This is a genomic window from Peteryoungia ipomoeae (genome assembly GCF_004912165.1).
In the GTDB taxonomy this organism is placed as follows: Bacteria; Pseudomonadota; Alphaproteobacteria; order Rhizobiales; family Rhizobiaceae; genus Allorhizobium; species Allorhizobium ipomoeae.
In genome coordinates, this window is sequence record NZ_STGV01000002.1 from 259678 (window position 1) to 274975 (window position 15298).

General features: G+C 61.7%; 14 protein-coding genes and 1 other annotated feature. Of the genes, 4 read left to right on the forward strand and 10 right to left on the reverse strand.

The window, feature by feature from the left end; translation table 11 throughout:
- Positions 1 to 30 precede the first annotated feature (30 nt).
- From FAA97_RS07680 to FAA97_RS07690, 3 genes are all read left to right on the forward strand, one after another.
- The gene (locus FAA97_RS07680) at positions 31 to 1209 is read left to right on the forward strand and encodes an O-succinylhomoserine sulfhydrylase (protein WP_136597950.1); all 1179 of its coding nucleotides are present in this window, start codon (positions 31 to 33) and stop codon (positions 1207 to 1209) included.
- A 190-nt stretch (positions 1210 to 1399) separates the two neighbouring features.
- A complete protein-coding gene (gene apaG, locus FAA97_RS07685) occupies positions 1400 to 1792 on the forward strand; it encodes a Co2+/Mg2+ efflux protein ApaG (RefSeq protein ID WP_136597951.1) in 393 nt (130 codons plus the stop codon).
- 96 nt (positions 1793 to 1888) lie between these two features.
- Positions 1889 to 2830 (forward strand): MYG1 family protein, encoded by a 942-nt coding sequence (locus tag FAA97_RS07690; RefSeq protein ID WP_136597952.1) that lies wholly within the window; start codon positions 1889 to 1891, stop codon positions 2828 to 2830.
- 61 nt (positions 2831 to 2891) lie between these two features.
- Here the strand turns inward: FAA97_RS07690 and FAA97_RS07695 are convergent, their stop codons facing one another.
- The 4 genes from FAA97_RS07695 to FAA97_RS07710 all read right to left on the reverse strand — a co-directional run bounded on the left by FAA97_RS07695 (position 2892) and on the right by FAA97_RS07710 (position 7917).
- Positions 2892 to 4358: a SulP family inorganic anion transporter gene (locus tag FAA97_RS07695; protein WP_136597953.1), complete on the reverse strand. Its 1467-nt coding sequence runs from the start codon at positions 4356 to 4358 to the stop codon at positions 2892 to 2894.
- 69 nt (positions 4359 to 4427) lie between these two features.
- Positions 4428 to 4483: a sequence feature (sul1 is cis-regulatory element that is thought to sense ions involved in sulfur or methionine metabolism; They are found in Alphaproteobacteria), on the reverse strand.
- Positions 4484 to 4666: 183 nt separating this feature from the next.
- Positions 4667 to 5656, reverse strand: coding sequence for an Hsp33 family molecular chaperone (locus tag FAA97_RS07700; protein WP_136597954.1), 990 nt, complete (start codon positions 5654 to 5656; stop codon positions 4667 to 4669).
- Positions 5657 to 5769: 113 nt separating this feature from the next.
- Complete coding sequence (gene argF, locus FAA97_RS07705; protein WP_136597955.1) at positions 5770 to 6687, reverse strand: ornithine carbamoyltransferase; 918 nt, start codon at positions 6685 to 6687, stop codon at positions 5770 to 5772.
- 33 nt (positions 6688 to 6720) lie between these two features.
- Entirely contained in the window at positions 6721 to 7917 is a 1197-nt protein-coding gene (locus FAA97_RS07710; protein ID WP_136597956.1) for an aspartate aminotransferase family protein, read from the reverse strand.
- A 413-nt stretch (positions 7918 to 8330) separates the two neighbouring features.
- Here FAA97_RS07710 and FAA97_RS07715 point away from each other — a divergent pair, with 413 nt between their 5' ends.
- Positions 8331 to 8879 carry a GcrA family cell cycle regulator gene (locus tag FAA97_RS07715; RefSeq protein ID WP_136597957.1) on the forward strand — a complete coding sequence of 183 codons (549 nt, stop codon included), beginning with the start codon at positions 8331 to 8333 and terminating at the stop codon, positions 8877 to 8879.
- A 120-nt stretch (positions 8880 to 8999) separates the two neighbouring features.
- On the opposite strand, the gene phoB is transcribed toward FAA97_RS07715, so the two are convergent.
- The 6 genes from phoB to FAA97_RS07745 all read right to left on the reverse strand — a co-directional run bounded on the left by phoB (position 9000) and on the right by FAA97_RS07745 (position 15210).
- Positions 9000 to 9683 (reverse strand): phosphate regulon transcriptional regulator PhoB, encoded by a 684-nt coding sequence (gene phoB, locus FAA97_RS07720; protein ID WP_136597958.1) that lies wholly within the window; start codon positions 9681 to 9683, stop codon positions 9000 to 9002.
- A 27-nt stretch (positions 9684 to 9710) separates the two neighbouring features.
- Complete coding sequence (phoU, locus tag FAA97_RS07725; protein ID WP_136597959.1) at positions 9711 to 10424, reverse strand: phosphate signaling complex protein PhoU; 714 nt, start codon at positions 10422 to 10424, stop codon at positions 9711 to 9713.
- A gap of 46 nt (positions 10425 to 10470) precedes the next feature.
- Complete coding sequence (gene pstB / locus FAA97_RS07730) at positions 10471 to 11256, reverse strand: phosphate ABC transporter ATP-binding protein PstB (protein ID WP_246041390.1); 786 nt, start codon at positions 11254 to 11256, stop codon at positions 10471 to 10473.
- Positions 11257 to 11291: 35 nt separating this feature from the next.
- Positions 11292 to 12614, reverse strand: coding sequence for a phosphate ABC transporter permease PstA (gene pstA, locus FAA97_RS07735; RefSeq protein ID WP_246041391.1), 1323 nt, complete (start codon positions 12612 to 12614; stop codon positions 11292 to 11294).
- Positions 12615 to 12640: 26 nt separating this feature from the next.
- Entirely contained in the window at positions 12641 to 14101 is a 1461-nt protein-coding gene (pstC, locus tag FAA97_RS07740) for a phosphate ABC transporter permease subunit PstC (protein ID WP_136597962.1), read from the reverse strand.
- Between the two features lie 68 nt (positions 14102 to 14169).
- The gene (locus FAA97_RS07745) at positions 14170 to 15210 is read right to left on the reverse strand and encodes a substrate-binding domain-containing protein (protein ID WP_136597963.1); all 1041 of its coding nucleotides are present in this window, start codon (positions 15208 to 15210) and stop codon (positions 14170 to 14172) included.
- Positions 15211 to 15298: the final 88 nt, after the last annotated feature.

Below are 15298 nucleotides of genomic sequence, written 5' to 3' on the forward strand. Positions count from 1 at the left end.
CCGGTTTTTTTGTGTTCGAAAGGCACCCACATGAGCAAGAACTGGCGCCCGGCAACGAAACTCGTTCATGGTGGCACGCTGCGCTCTCCCTATGGCGAGACCTCCGAAGCGATCTTTTTGACCCAGGGCTTCGTCTATGACAGCTCGGAAGCGGCGGAAGCGCGCTTCAAGGGCGAAGACGACGGCTATATCTACGCCCGCTACGGCAGCCCGACCAATGACATGTTCGAAAAGCGCATGTGCCTGCTAGAAGGTGCCGAAGACGCCCGCGCCATGGCTTCGGGTATGGCGGCCGTGGCGGCTGCCGTACTCTGCCAGGTCAAGGCCGGCGACCATATCGTGGCTGCCCGCGCGCTGTTCGGCTCCTGCCGCTATGTCGTCGAAACGCTTGCTCCGCGCTACGGCGTGGAATGCACGCTGGTCGATGGCCGCGACCTGAAGAACTGGGAAGCCGCGATCCGGCCGAACACCAAGGTGATGTTCCTCGAAAGCCCGACCAACCCGACGCTCGAAGTGATTGACATCGCCGGTGTGGCCAAGCTTGCCGATCAGGTCGGCGCAAAGCTTATCGTGGACAACGTCTTTGCGACACCGCTCTTCCAGAAGCCGCTCGAACTCGGCGCGCATGTCGTCGTCTATTCGGCGACCAAGCACATTGATGGCCAGGGCCGTTGCCTTGGTGGCGTCGTGCTCTCCTCCAAGGAGTGGATCAACGAGAACCTGCACGACTATTTCCGTCATACCGGCCCGGCCATGTCGCCGTTCAACGCCTGGACGCTGCTCAAGGGTATCGAGACCCTGCCGCTGCGCGTCAAGCAGCAGACGGCGAATGCGGCAGCAGTGGCCGACTTCCTGGCTGACCAGTCTGCCGTTGCCAAGGTGATCTATCCGGGTCGCGCCGACCATCCGCAAGCCGACATCATCGCAAAGCAGATGACCGGTGGATCGACGCTGGTGTGCTTCGAACTGAAGGGGGGCAAGGACGCCGCCTTCAAGCTGCAGAACGCACTTGAAGTCATCAAGATTTCCAACAATCTCGGCGACGCCAAGAGCCTGATCACCCATCCGGCGACGACGACGCACAAGAACCTGACAGACGAGGCGCGCGCCGAACTTGGCATGTCGGGCGGCACGGTGCGCATTTCGCTCGGAATCGAAGACACGCAGGATCTGCTCGAAGATCTCGCCAACGCCATCAAGGGCCTCTGATCTGACGCAGTTTTGCGCCGAAACCAAAAAAAGCCGGCCGTGCGAAAGAGTGCGGCCGGCGAAACGCCCTTGACGCGCGCCACGTCCTCGTTATCCCATGCCGGGACGTTCAATGTGAGGGCATGTCTTGCCACCATCCAATAAAGAAACATCTAGTGAAGATCACAGGCCTGTTTCGCAGGGTAATGGCATGTATCGCGCAATCACCCAGGACATAGAAGTCCTTGTGGAACCGTATTATCTCGAAGAGCAGTCGGACCCGGATGACAGCCGGTATGTCTGGGGATACCGGATCGTCATCTCAAATCACTCCGCACGCACCGTGCGGCTGACCCATCGCTACTGGCACATCACCGACCAGAACGGCCTCGTCGACGAAGTGACCGGTCCTGGCGTTGTCGGTGATCAGCCCACACTGGCTCCAGGCGACACCTATGAATATTCGTCCGGCTGCCCTCTCGATACCCCGTCGGGCATGATGCATGGCACCTACCGGATGGAAGCGGTGGATGGCAGCGCCTTCGACGTCGAAATCCCGGCCTTTTCCCTCGACAGCCCCGGCATGCAGCGGACGCTGAACTGAGGTTCGTCCACTCGACCGCTGATGGCTTGAGTTTACCCCTCTCTCCGGGCTATCTGGGGCGGATTTCCGCTGACCTTAACGAGGGTGCCCTCCGCCATGATCCCAGATTACCTTGTCACGCATAGCGGTGGCTTTCATGCCGACGAAGTACTCTCCACCGTTATCCTGACACGGCTTTTTCCCAAGGCCCGGATCGTGCGGAGCCGTGCGCCAGACTGGATCACGCCGTCATCCGACCGCATCATCTACGATGTGGGTGGCGCCTATGACGCGGATCGCGGCATTTTCGACCATCACCAGCGCGGCGCACCGCTCAGGACCGACGGGCATCCCTATAGCTCCTTCGGCCTGATCTGGAAGCATTTCGGCCGCGCTTACCTCCAGGCGATCGGCATTCCAGACAGCGATGTCGATGCGGTGCATGGCAGTTTCGACACGAAATTCGTGCTGCCGATCGACTTGATGGACAACGGCGCCATCGATCCCTCTTCAGCAGGGCCGATGGCGGGACTGACGCTCCCGAGCCTGCTTGAGACGCTGAAGCCGGTGTTCGACAACAAGACGCCTGGCGCCGACGACGAGGGCTTCATGGCCGCCCTTTCAATCGCCCGGACGCTCGTCGAGGCCGCAATCGGCCAGCGTGCTGCCAAGAGCCGCGCGGAAGGCATCGTTCTTGCGGCCATTGCGAATGCCGGCGACAACCGGATCCTGGAGCTGCCGATGGGCATGCCCTTCCGTCCGGCCGTCATCAAGGCCGGCGCGGAGCACCTGCTGTTCGTGGTGCATCCGCGCGACAAGGACTGGTGCATCACGGGTATCCGCCGCGCCGAAGAAGGATTCGAGCTTCGCGCCAATCTGCCCGCAGCCTGGGCCGGCCTCAGCAATGGGGAGCTGGAAGCGGTGTGCGGCGTTGCGGGCGCCAGCTTCTGTCACAACGGGCTTTTTATCGCTGCTGCCAGTTCACGCGAGGCCATTCTCGCAATGGCGGAGATTGCTGTGGCAGAGGCACTGACGCAGGGCGCCACAGCGAGTGCCTGAGCGGAGCATCGACGGCCGCATGCCTGCCGCCGTCGATACCAATCGCATCTGAGGAAAGCGCTCAGACCTCCCGCAGACGGCCTGCCGGTTCCAGGCTTTCGATCAGCGTGGAGCTCGCGGCGTTGAGGCCGAGCACTTCGACGGCGACCCCATGGCTGGCAAAGCGTTGCTGCACCCGCTCCAGCGCGGCGACCGCCGTGATATCCCAGAAGTGCGCCTGGGTGAGGTCGATGACCGTGTACTTGCCCTCGCCGTCATGATAGTCGAAGGCATCAATGAAGAGGTCGGCCGAGGCGAAGAACACCTGCCCGGACACCCGATAGGTGAGGCGCTGGCCGGCCTCATCCTCTTCTGCCATGATCTTGAGCAGACGCGACACCTTGAAGGTGAAGAAGACACCGCTCAGGAGAACGCCCACGGCAACGCCAAGAGCAAGGTTTGCAGTGAAGACCGTGACGATAACGGTGATCACCATGACCAGGCTCGACAGCCTTGGATGAACAACCAGGGCGCTTAGCGACGACCAGTCGAAGGTGTCGATCGACACCATCACCATGATCGCTACCAGGGCCGCGACCGGCACCTGCGACACCCAGGGCTTGAGCGCCACCATGAGGATCAGCAAAAGCGCGCCGGCGAACAGGGTGGAGAGACGCCCCCTGCCCCCATACTTCACGTTGGAGACGGTCTGGCCGATCATGCCGCAGCCGGCAATTCCGCCAAACAGGCTTGCGGCGACATTGGCGACGCCCAAACCGGTGCATTCCCGGTTCTTGGAGCTCGGTGTATCGGTCAGATCATCGACAACGCTTGCCGTCATCATCGATTCCAGCAGGCCAACCATGGCGATGGCAAGCGCCGGGCCGGCAATGATCGACAGGGTTTCGAGAGTAAGCGGCACCGTGGGCCAGGCGAAGCCTGGCAGTGAATCCGGCAGTTTGCCGAGATCGGCGACCGTCATCACCGGCAGATCGAGTGCCGCGGCGCCGAGCGTGAGGATCAGGATGCAGATCAGCGGAGACGGTACTGCAGTCGAAATCCGCGGCACCAGATAGATGATGGCGAGGCCCGCGGCGAGCATGGCGTAGTTGAGCCAGCCACCATGGATGATGTGCGGAACCTGTGCAGCGAAGATCAGGATGGCGAGCGCATTGACGAAGCCCGTGCGCACCGACTTTGAGACGAAGCGCATGAGGACACCGAGCCGCAGGAGCCCGAAGACGATCTGGAAGATGCCGGCCAGCAGACCGGCCGCGAGCAGATAGGCGAGGCCATGGGAGGCGACCAATGGGGCCACCACGAGGGCGACCGAGCCGGCGGCAGCGGAGATCATGGCAGGGCGACCGCCGGTGAAGGCGATGACGATGCCGATGATGAAGGAGGCGAAGAGACCAACCTGCGGATCGACACCCGCCACGAAGGAAAAGGCGATGACCTCGGGGATAAGGGCGAAGGTGGCAACTGCACCGGCGAGCATTTCGCGCAGCGGGTTGGCGGACCACTCGCGGCGATAGGTTTGGAAGGACATGAGGAAAACCCACAGAAGAGACAACGTCCGATCGCAAGATCGGCTGGGGAAAGATTGCGTTGTTGCTGAGGTTGTCTGGCGGATCGGCGGCCAGAAGAGCCACCCGGAGTTTCACCGGGTCCTTACGGATGCCCGGCTTTTATCGGCGAAATTGCGATATGGCAAGTCCGGGAGTGAAGGATGCGCCGTGTTCCGCATAGCCCCCATGGAAAAGGCCGGCAATGCCGGCCTTGTAGAGGATCAGCCAGAGATTTTTTTCACATCGTTCCACGCCGAAGCTGCCCCGCTTCGGCTGGAATTGCTCTGTATCAGGCGTCGGCCACTTCGCTCGGTTCGAACTCGTAGCTCGTGGAGCAGAATTCGCAGACGACGGTGATCTTGCCGTCTTCGGTGCTCGCCTCGATCTCTTCGGCACTGAAGCCGCTCAGAACGCCCTTGAGACGATCGCGGGAGCAACTGCACCGGTCATAGACGGCGTGCGGCTCGTAGGCCCGGACGCCACGCTCGTGGAAGAGCCGGAAAAGCAGGCGCTCGATGCCGACTTGCGGATCGGTGAGCTCGTCCGCATCGATGGTATCGACAAGCACGCGCGCCTCATCCCAGGCGTCGTCGCCATGCAGGCTGACATCGCGCTCATCGCCGTCGCCGCCATGCAGATCCGGCTGACGCATGCGCTCCGGCGCATCCGGCAGGAACTGGGCAATCAGGCCGCCGGCACGCCAGGTGCGGCGCGGCTTGCCATCCTCGTCACGATCGAAGAGTTCGGCCGCACCGAGACGGACCCGCGTCGGGATCTGCTCCGACTGGCGGAAGTAGACGCCGGCGATATCTTCGAGCGAGGCTCCGTCCAGCGGCACGATGCCCTGGTAAGGCTGCATGAATGAGCCCTGATCGATGGTGAAGGCGAGAATGCCCTGCCCCAGGAGCTCTTCCGGCGAGGCACGCCCGGCGGCCACAGCATCGGCCACGGCCTGCTCATCGAAGCGGGCATAGGCGCGCACGCTCTCCGGCGTGGTGAAATCCGCGACCAGCAGATCGACCGGGCCATCGCCCTTCGTCTGCACCGTGAACTTGCCTTCGAACTTCAGCGACGTGCCAATCAGAACCGTGAGCACGATCGCTTCCGCCAGCAGGCGGGCGACCGGCTGCGGGTAGGCATGACGATCGAGGATGGAATTGATCAGCGGCCCGAGTTGAACGGCCCGGCCACGGACATCAAGCCCCTCGACTTGAAAAGGAACCACGCGGTCATCGCCGGCGAAGCCGAATTCGCCGAGTTCTGCTTGTGTCATCGACATGAATTACTCCTGGCGCGAATGCGCCACATACAGGGCCCAAGGGCCGATCAGAAAGCGCACAGGTGGTATGCCTTGCGCAAAAGGTCAAGTCAGCAGCCCGCCTGCGCTTCGGCTCAGATCGCTCCGAGGCACCAGGCGAGAATGGACTTCTGCGCGTGCAGGCGGTTCTCCGCCTCATCGAAGACAACGGACTGGGCGCCGTCGATGACCTCATCGGTGACTTCCTCACCGCGATGCGCCGGCAGGCAGTGCAGGAAGAGGGCCTCATCCTTGGCTTTCTTCATCAGCTCGGCATTGACCTGGAAAGGCTGGAAGACGTTGTGTCCGCGCGCCTTGTGCTCCTGGTTCATCGACACCCAAGTGTCGGTGATGACGGCATCGGCGCCGGCAACGGCGCGATCCGCATCGTGACACAGCATGATCTCGCCGCCATTGTTGCGGGCCCAGTTGAGGATCTTATCGTCTGGTTCCGAGCCGAGCGGCACGGCCATGTTCATCTTATAGCCAAAGCGTGCGGAGCCTTCGACCAGCGAATGGAGAACATTGTTGCCGTCGCCCGTCCAGGCGAGCGTTTTACCGGTGACAGGGCCGCGATGTTCCTCGATCGTCAGGATATCGGCCATGATCTGGCAGGGATGGGTGAGATCGGTCAGCGCGTTGATGACCGGAACGGTCGCATGTTCGGCCATTTCCAGAAGACGTGCATGGTCGGTGGTCCGGATCATGATTGCATCGACGTAGCGCGACAGGACCTTGGCCGTATCGCCAATGGTTTCAGCGCGACCGAGCTGCATTTCCGTGCCCGACAGGAACAGGGTTTCACCGCCGAGCTGGCGCATGCCGACATCGAAGGAAACGCGGGTCCGGGTCGAGGGCTTCTCGAAGATCATCGCCAGCATCTTGCCGGCCAAAGGCTTGTCGGCAGTGCCGGCCTTTGTTGCCTGTTTGCGGACCAGCGCGTCGTCCAGCATGGTGCGCAGGTCTGTCGCGGAAACGGCAGAAAGATCGAGGAAATGCTTCGGGGATGCCATGGAAATTCCTGTTCTCGACGATGTCTGTCTTGCTCAAGCCGACTTCTGAGCGGCGGCGCGCAGATGCTCTGCGGCACGTTCGATGCGCGCAAGGCCCTCGCGTGCTTCTTCGGCCGTAACGGTCAGCGGTGGCAGCAGGCGGATGACGTTATCGCCGGCAGGCACGCCAAGGAGGTGCTCCGCGCGCATGGCCATCAGGAGGTCGGTGTTGGCGACCTTGGCCTTGATGCCGAGCATGAGGCCCTCGCCCCTGATATCCTCGATGATATCAGGATAGCGATCCTTGAGCGAGGCAAGCCCCTGGCGGAAGACGAGCGCCACATCGCGGACGTGGTCAAGGAAACCTTCCGCGAGCACGACATCCAGGACGGCATTGCCGACGGCCATGGCGAGCGGATTGCCGCCATAGGTCGAGCCATGGGTGCCGGGCTTCATGCCTTCGGCAGCTTCCGCCGTTGCAAGGCAGGCGCCGAGTGGGAAACCGCCGCCGATGCCCTTGGCGACCGCCATGATATCCGGGGCGATGCCGGCCCATTCATGGGCGAAGAACTTGCCGGTTCGGCCGACGCCGCTCTGGACCTCGTCGAGGATCAGCAGCACGCCGTTTTCATCGCAGAGTGCGCGGAGCGCCCGCAGCATTTCGACCGGGATCGGGCGGATGCCGCCCTCGCCCTGCACGGGCTCGACCAGGATCGCCGCCGTTGCCTCTGAGATTGCAGCCTTCACTGCATCCAGATCGCCAAACGGCACCTGATCGAAACCGGGCGCCTTGGGGCCGAAGCCCTCCAGATACTTCTCCTGGCCGCCGGCCGCGATGGTGGCGAGCGTGCGCCCGTGGAAAGCGCCTTCCATGGTGATGATATGGAAGCGCTCGGGATGACCCTTGGCAAAGTGGTAGCGGCGCGAGGTCTTGATCGCGCATTCCAGCGCCTCGGCACCGGAATTGGTGAAGAAAACGCGGTCGGCGAAGGTTGCTTCGGTCAGCCGACGGCCAAGCTCTTCCTGGCCCGGCACGTCATAGAGGTTCGACAGATGCCAGACCTTGTCGGCCTGATCCTTGAGGGCCTCAACGAGATGGGGATGCGCATGACCGAGGGAATTGACCGCCACACCGGCGGCAAAATCGAGATAGCGCTCGCCCTCTTCGGTAAACAGCCAGACGCCCTCACCTCGCTCGAAGCGCATCGGCGCCCGATTGTAGGTCTGGTAGAGCGGCGTCACTGCGGCCATTTCAAAGATCCTTCTCACATGCGCGGCGCAATGCAACCAGCGCCTGAAATTGAAATGCCGCCTTGCGGCGGCCGGCGCACTATCAGCAATTCCCCCTGCCCTGTCAACGAAACTCGCTGAAATCAGGGCGTTTCGCCTTGCGGCCAAGCGGAGCAGGGACGCGCTTGCAAACTTTTTGCTGTGACCAGACTTGACTTGCGAGACCAGCAAGTTGGGGAAAACCAAGAAATCGATTCACGATGATTCTCGCGACTCTTGTCACGGAGTCAGCCGGACACTAGGTTAAGATTCAATAAATTGAGTGAATGCGGCGGAATTGATCACCGATACCAACGAGGCGGGCAGGCTGCGGATTCTTCCGCGGCATAGGTGACGGATTCTGCCATCGAAACGCGAGCGGCGGAGAAAATGGCATGAACGCGAACGCACAATGGTCAGATGAGAGGGTCGAAAGGCTCAAGCGGTTGTGGGCCGACGGACTGAGCGCAAGCCAGATCGCCGCACAACTTGGCGGCGTGAGCCGCAATGCCGTCATCGGCAAGGTTCACCGCCTGAATTTGCCAGGTCGGGCCAAGGCCGGCGGCAGCACAAGCGCGCCGCGCCCGGCAAAGCGTCCGGCCGCTGCTGCTCCGCGTGCAGCAGGCGTTGCAGCGCGTCCACAGCCGACAACCGCACGCTCGGCACCGCGTGGCGCCGGTGCTGTGGCAGCCAAGGATGAAACCGCGTTTGAAGCCTACGAGGCCGTCGAGAGCCGCCAGCCGCTGAACGCGGTTCTGCCGATTTCGCGCCGCCTTGCCCTGACTGAACTCACCGAGCGCACCTGCAAGTGGCCGATCGGCGATCCGATGAAGGACGACTTCCATTTCTGCGGCTGCGAGATCAACGATGCGTCGCCTTATTGCACCTATCATGCCAAGCTCGCCTACCAGCCGGTGAGCGAACGCCGCCGCGCGGCGCGCTGAGGCTTCGATCTCTTTGCGACAGGCCCTGCGGGGCCTGTTTTCGTTTCTGCTTCCGGTTCAACGACAAAGGCCGCTCGATGTCTCGAGCGGCCTTTGTCTTTCGGATCGGTTTTGTAGGGTTCAGGCTTCCATCGAATAGCCTGCTCCGCGCACCGTGCGGATGACATCCTGCATATTGGTGAAGTTCAACGCCTTGCGAAGCCGGCCGACATGAACATCGACCGTACGCTCGTCGACATAGATGTCGTGTCCCCAGACGCCATCAAGAAGCTGAGAGCGCGAGAAAACCCTGCCAGGCGATGCCATCAGAAACTCGAGAAGGCGGAATTCGGTGGGCCCGAGCCGCACTTCGCGGCTCTTGCGATGGACGCGATGCGTTTCACGATCCAGCTCGATATCGCCGCAACGCAGGACGCTCGACAGAACCTCAGGCTTGGCGCGGCGCAGCATTGCCTTGACGCGAGCCATCAGTTCCGGCGTTGAGAACGGTTTCACGACATAGTCGTCGGCGCCGGTCGCAAGACCTCGAACGCGCTCGCTTTCCTCGCCACGTGCGGTCAGCATGATGATCGGCAGACGCTCTGTCTCCGGGCGCATGCGCAGACGCCGGCAAAGTTCGATGCCGGAGACACCGGGAAGCATCCAGTCCAACAACAGCAGATCTGGCACGCGCTCCTGAAGCCTGATTTCGGCCTCGTCGCCGCGCATGATCGTCTCGACTTGATATCCTTCCGCTTCGAGATTGTAGCGAAGGAGGACGCTAAGCGCCTCCTCATCTTCCACCACGGCAATCTTCGGCTGCATCAGCAATTCACCTCGTCTTGGGACCCGTCACTCGGCAACCGCGCCGACCGATGACGTGAGGTCTTCCTTCGGACGCTCACCTTCCGGCGCGGCACCTGTCGCCATGTAGTAGATGGTCTCGGCAATATTGGTCGCGTGGTCACCGATGCGCTCGATGTTCTTGGCGCAGAACAGGAGATGCGTGCAGCTGGTGATGTTGCGCGGATCCTCCATCATGTAGGTCAGGAGTTCGCGGAACAGCGAGGTGTAGATCGCATCGATCTCCTCGTCGCGGTCGCGGATCGACTTTGCCTTTTCCGCCGAGCGCGTGGTGTAGACATCCAGCACTTCCTTGAGCTGCGTCAGGGCGAGGTCGGAGAGATGCTCCAGACCGCGGGCCAGCTTGCGCGGCACGCCGGTTGCCTGGATGGCGACGACGCGCTTGGAATTGCTCTTGCCGAGATCGCCGACGCGCTCCAGATCGGCGGCGATGCGCAGCGCACCGATGATCTCGCGCAGGTCGGCTGCGACGGGCTGGCGGCGGGCGATGGTGATGACCGCCTTGTCGCCGATCTCCTTTTCCATCGCATCCATCAGGACGTCGTCGGAGATGACCTTCTGCGCCAGTGCGGCATCGGAATTGACCAGTGCGCGGACGCTTTCTGCGACCATCTGCTCGGCAAGACCGCCCATTTCGGAGATGCGGCGCATGAGGAATTTCAGTTCTTCGTCGAAGGCGGAGTAGATGTGGTTCGAGGCCATCACGGGGTATCCTTGCATTGGGTTTCGTCGCGGGATCGGATCAGCCTCAGCCGAAGCGGCCCATGATGTAATCCTGCGTACGCTGGTCGTCCGGATTGGTGAACATCTTGTCGGTATCGTTTTCCTCAACGAGTTCGCCGAGGTGGAACATCGCGGTCCGCTGCGACACGCGGGCCGCCTGCTGCATGGAATGCGTGACGATGACGATGGTGAAGTTCTCGCGCAGTTCGTGGATCAGCTCCTCGACCTTTGCCGTCGCGATCGGATCCAGCGCCGAGCAGGGCTCGTCCATCAGGATCACTTCCGGGCTGACGGCAACGGCGCGGGCAATGCACAAACGCTGCTGCTGGCCACCGGAAAGACCCGTGCCCGGAGCATCGAGCCGATCCCGCACCTCGTTCCAGAGGCCGGCCTTCTGCAGCGCGGTCGAGACGATCTCGTCCAGCTCCGACTTGTTGCGGGCGAGACCATGGATGCGCGGGCCGTAGGCGACGTTCTCGTAAATCGACTTCGGGAAGGGATTCGGCTTCTGGAACACCATGCCGACCTTGGCGCGCAGCTGCACCGGATCGACCTTGGTGTCGTAAATGTTCTCGCTGTCGATCTGGATCAGGCCTTCGACGCGGCAGCTGGCGATCGTGTCGTTCATGCGGTTGATGCAACGCAGGAAGGTAGACTTGCCGCAGCCCGACGGGCCGATAAAGGCAGTTACAGACCGCGGGCGGATGTCGATGTTGACGTCCTTGATTGCGTGCTTCTCACCGTAAAAGACCTGCACATTACGGGCGGTGATCTTGGCTTCATTCATGATCGGGGCTTTCGTCGTGGTCATCTTAGTCGCGAGATTGTTCATCATCTTACACCTCCTTACCAGCGACGCTCGAAGCGGCGACGAAGAATGATTGCGATCAGGTTCATCAGGATCAGGAAGACAAGCAGCACGATGATCGCGCCGGAGGCGCGCTCCACAAAGGCCGGGTCGCCGCGCTGCGTCCAGTTGTAGACCTGAACAGGAAGTGCCGAGGCCGGCTGGAAAAAGCCGTCCGGCGGGCCGGCTGGATATTCCTTGACGAAGGCGACCATGCCGATCAGCAGGAGCGGTGCCGTTTCACCGAGCGCGCGGGCGAGACCAATGATGGCGCCGGTCAGGATGCCAGGCATGGCGAGCGGCAGAACATGGTGGAAGATCGACTGCATCTTGGAGGCACCCACGCCGAGCGCCGCATCACGGATCGACGGCGGCACGGCCTTCAGCGCCGAGCGTGTTGCGATGATGATCGTCGGCAGGGTCATGAGCGTCAGCACGAGGCCACCGACAATTGGCGCAGACTGGGGCAAGCCGACGAAGTTGATCAGCACCGCAAGGCCGAGGATGCCGTAAACGATGGAGGGCACGGCCGCGAGGTTGGCGATGTTCACCTCGATCAGATCGGTGAACCAGTTCTGCGGTGCAAATTCTTCGAGATAGATCGAGGTTGCGACGCCGAGCGGCAATGACAGGACCAGCACGATCAGCATCATGTAGGCCGAGCCGATGATCGCGACCCCGAGACCTGCCGCTTCAGGACGGGTATCGGAGGCGTCCGGCGCCGTGAAGAAAGACCAGTTGAACTTCGTCACCAGAATGCCGGCCTCTTTCAGCTGGTCGGCAAGAACAAGCTGTTCGGGAGAGACATTGCGGTCGAGCGCTGCACTCTCCATGGTGACGCGACCCTTGTAGTAGCCGTCGATACGGCCGCCAGCGAGGAAGTCGAAAGGATAGGTCTGGCCGATGACCGACGGGTCAGCGATGACGAAGCGTCGAAGATCGGCGGCTGCCTCCTTGGAAATCAGGGCGCCGGCAGCCTTGGCGTTGAGGCCTTCGGCCGCAAGGCCCTTTTCCTCAATTGCCTTGGCCATGGCCTGCTCGATCAGCGGGGCGTAACCGAACGTCGTCACCTTGGCGATGTCGGCCGGGTTGCGATTGCCAGCCTTGTCGAGCTTTGCCGGGTCGAGATAGACGTTGAGGGTAACATAGGTCTGCTGGAACGATGACAGGCCGTTGGCCATGATCGACGTCAGCAGACCGATCAGCGCCACAATCCCGAAGGCAACAGCAGCCTTGCCCAACAGACGAAAGCGGTTCTCGGCCTTGTTGCGGCGGCGGGTACGATCATCGACCGTCAGGATCGATTTCTTCTCTGCGGGCATGGGAGCTCCAATGGCGGTCATATCGGTCATTCGTACTGCTCCCGGTATTTGCGGACGATATAAAGGGCCACCACGTTAAGACCGAGCGTGATGACGAAAAGGGTAAGACCCAGGGCAAAGGCGACCAGTGTCTCGGGGCTTGCGAACTCCGTATCGCCGGTCAGCTGGCTGACGATCTTGACGGTGACTGTCGTCATTGCCTCGAACGGATTGATATCCAGCTTGGCGCTGGCGCCGGCGCCCAGGACAACGATCATGGTTTCGCCGATTGCGCGGCTGGCGGCGAGAAGAATGGCACCGACGATACCCGGAAGCGCCGCCGGCAGAACCACCTGCTTGATGGTTTCGGACTGGGTGGAGCCCAGCGCGTAGGAGCCATCGCGCAGGGACTGCGGCACGGCGTTGATGATGTCATCCGACAGCGAACTGACGAATGGGATGATCATCACGCCCATGACGAGACCTGCGGTCAGAACCGACGAGGACGAATTGCCAAGGCCGAGCGGCTCAGCGAAGTAGTCGCGCAGGAAGGGGCCGACGGTGACGAGAGCGAAGAGACCGTAGACAATCGTCGGAATGCCGGCCAGGACCTCGATCGCTGGCTTGACGATGCTGCGGGTGTTGGGACCGGCATATTCCGAGAGATAGACCGCAATCATCAGACCGATCGGCACTGCCACAACCAGCGAAATGATCGAAACATAGAATGTGCCCCACAGCAGCGGCAGAATACCGAGCTCGGAACCGCCGCGGAACTGGGGATTCCACACGGTCGAGAAGAAGAACTCGCTCGCCGGGTACATGGTGAAGAAAACATAGGTCTCGAAGACAAGCGAACCGACGATGCCGACCGTGGTCAGGATCGCGACCAGCGAGGAGACGAGCAGCATCGATTTGACGAAGCTCTCGCTCATATTGCGGGCACGCAGATCCGCATTGATGCGGATATAGGCAAGCGGCAAGGCGGCGACAGCGAGGGCCAGCACGGCAATCGTCATCAGCAGATGACCGAAATCGGACTGTTCGCGATAGGACTTTGCCGCCTCGAAGACTTCCGTCGGCACATCGGCGCCGAGCGCGACACCGACTTCGGCGAGGCGGGCGCGCACATTCGCGGCATCCAGCGCCTCGACATCGACGCCTGCGCCGGCCTGGGCGGCCCGGGCCTCAACGGCCTGCAGGCCATCAGCGATGCGGCGAACGTCCGCCATGACGAGGCTGCGGGCGCCGCCTTGCGGAATGACACTATCGGAAATCATGCCGCTGACGCGGCTTTCGACGATCTGCGGCTGGACGAGCAGCCAGGCGACGAGAAGAAGGAGAGCCGGGACAGCCGTCACCAGGGCAATGACCTGGCCATAATAGCCCGGAAGCGAGTGCAGCTTCTTGCCGCTCGCGGCCGATATCGAGAGTGCCTGCCGACGCCCCAAGACGAAGCCGAGTGCAGCAAGCACAAGAATGCAAAGAATTATGATGCTCGCGTCCATTATACCGACCACACTTTAAGCAAAGGAAAACCGGCGACACTCGCGTGTCGCCGGTCGATCACGTTGGATTAGTTCAAAGCGGCCATCGGCGTGCGAGCCTTGACGGCTTCCTGTGTCTTGGCCAGTTCCGGATCGGAAACGAGGCCGTAAGCAGCAAGCGGGCCATCCGGGCCTGCCATTTCGTCGGAGACGAAGAACTCTACGTATTCCTGGAGACCAGGGATGACGTCGAGATGCGCGTTCTTGACGTAGAAGTACAGCGGACGCGAGACCGGGTATTCGCCCTTGGCAATCGTCTCAACCGAAGGAACAACGCCGCCCATGGTGGCAACGCGCAGCTTGTCGGTGTTGTTCTGGTAGAAGGACAGACCGAACACGCCGATGCCGTTCTTATTGGCGTCGACGCGAGCGAGCGTCTCGGTGTAGTCGCCGTCGATATCGACAGACACACCATCGGTGCGCAGCGCCATGCAGCCTTCTTCAGCCTTGTCTTCATCGCCACCGGCAGCCGTCTTGAGGGCTTCGAAAGCGCCGTTTTCTTCGCAGCCAGCGATGATGACCTTTTCATCGAAGACTTCGCGGGTGCCGTGCTTGGTGCCCGGGATGAAAGCGAGGATCGGCTGGGCCGGCAGGTCGGCGCGGATTTCGTTCCAGGCCTTGTAAGGATTGTCGACGAGCTGGCCGTCCTTGACAACCTTGGCAGCAAGAGCGTTGTGCCAGTCCGACGGGGTGAAGGCGTATTCCGGACCGTTGATGTCCGAAGCAAACACGATGCCGTCGTAACCGATGCGAACTTCCTGGATGTCGTTCACGCCGTTCGTCTTGCAGAGCTCGATGTCGGACTTGCTGATGCGCGACGAGGAGTTGGCGATGTCGATGGTGTTCTCGCCTACGCCCTCGCAGAGCTTCTTGCGGCCAGCGCCCGAACCGCCGGACTCAACAACCGGGGTCGCGAAGTCGGTGTTTTCGCCGAAAGCTTCAGCAACGATCGAGGCGTAAGGAAGAACGGTGGACGAGCCAGCGATCTGGATCTGGTCGCGAGCAACGGCGGCGCCCGCAAAGGCGACTGTGGTCGCCAGGGCAGCTACGGAAAGTTTCAGAGCGTTCATAATGATCTCCCGGGTAAGGGCTTGTGTGTCTTTGCGGCCGCGACGGCTTCTGTCGCGGCCCCGGCAGAGACGTCTTAGCGGCTCTTCG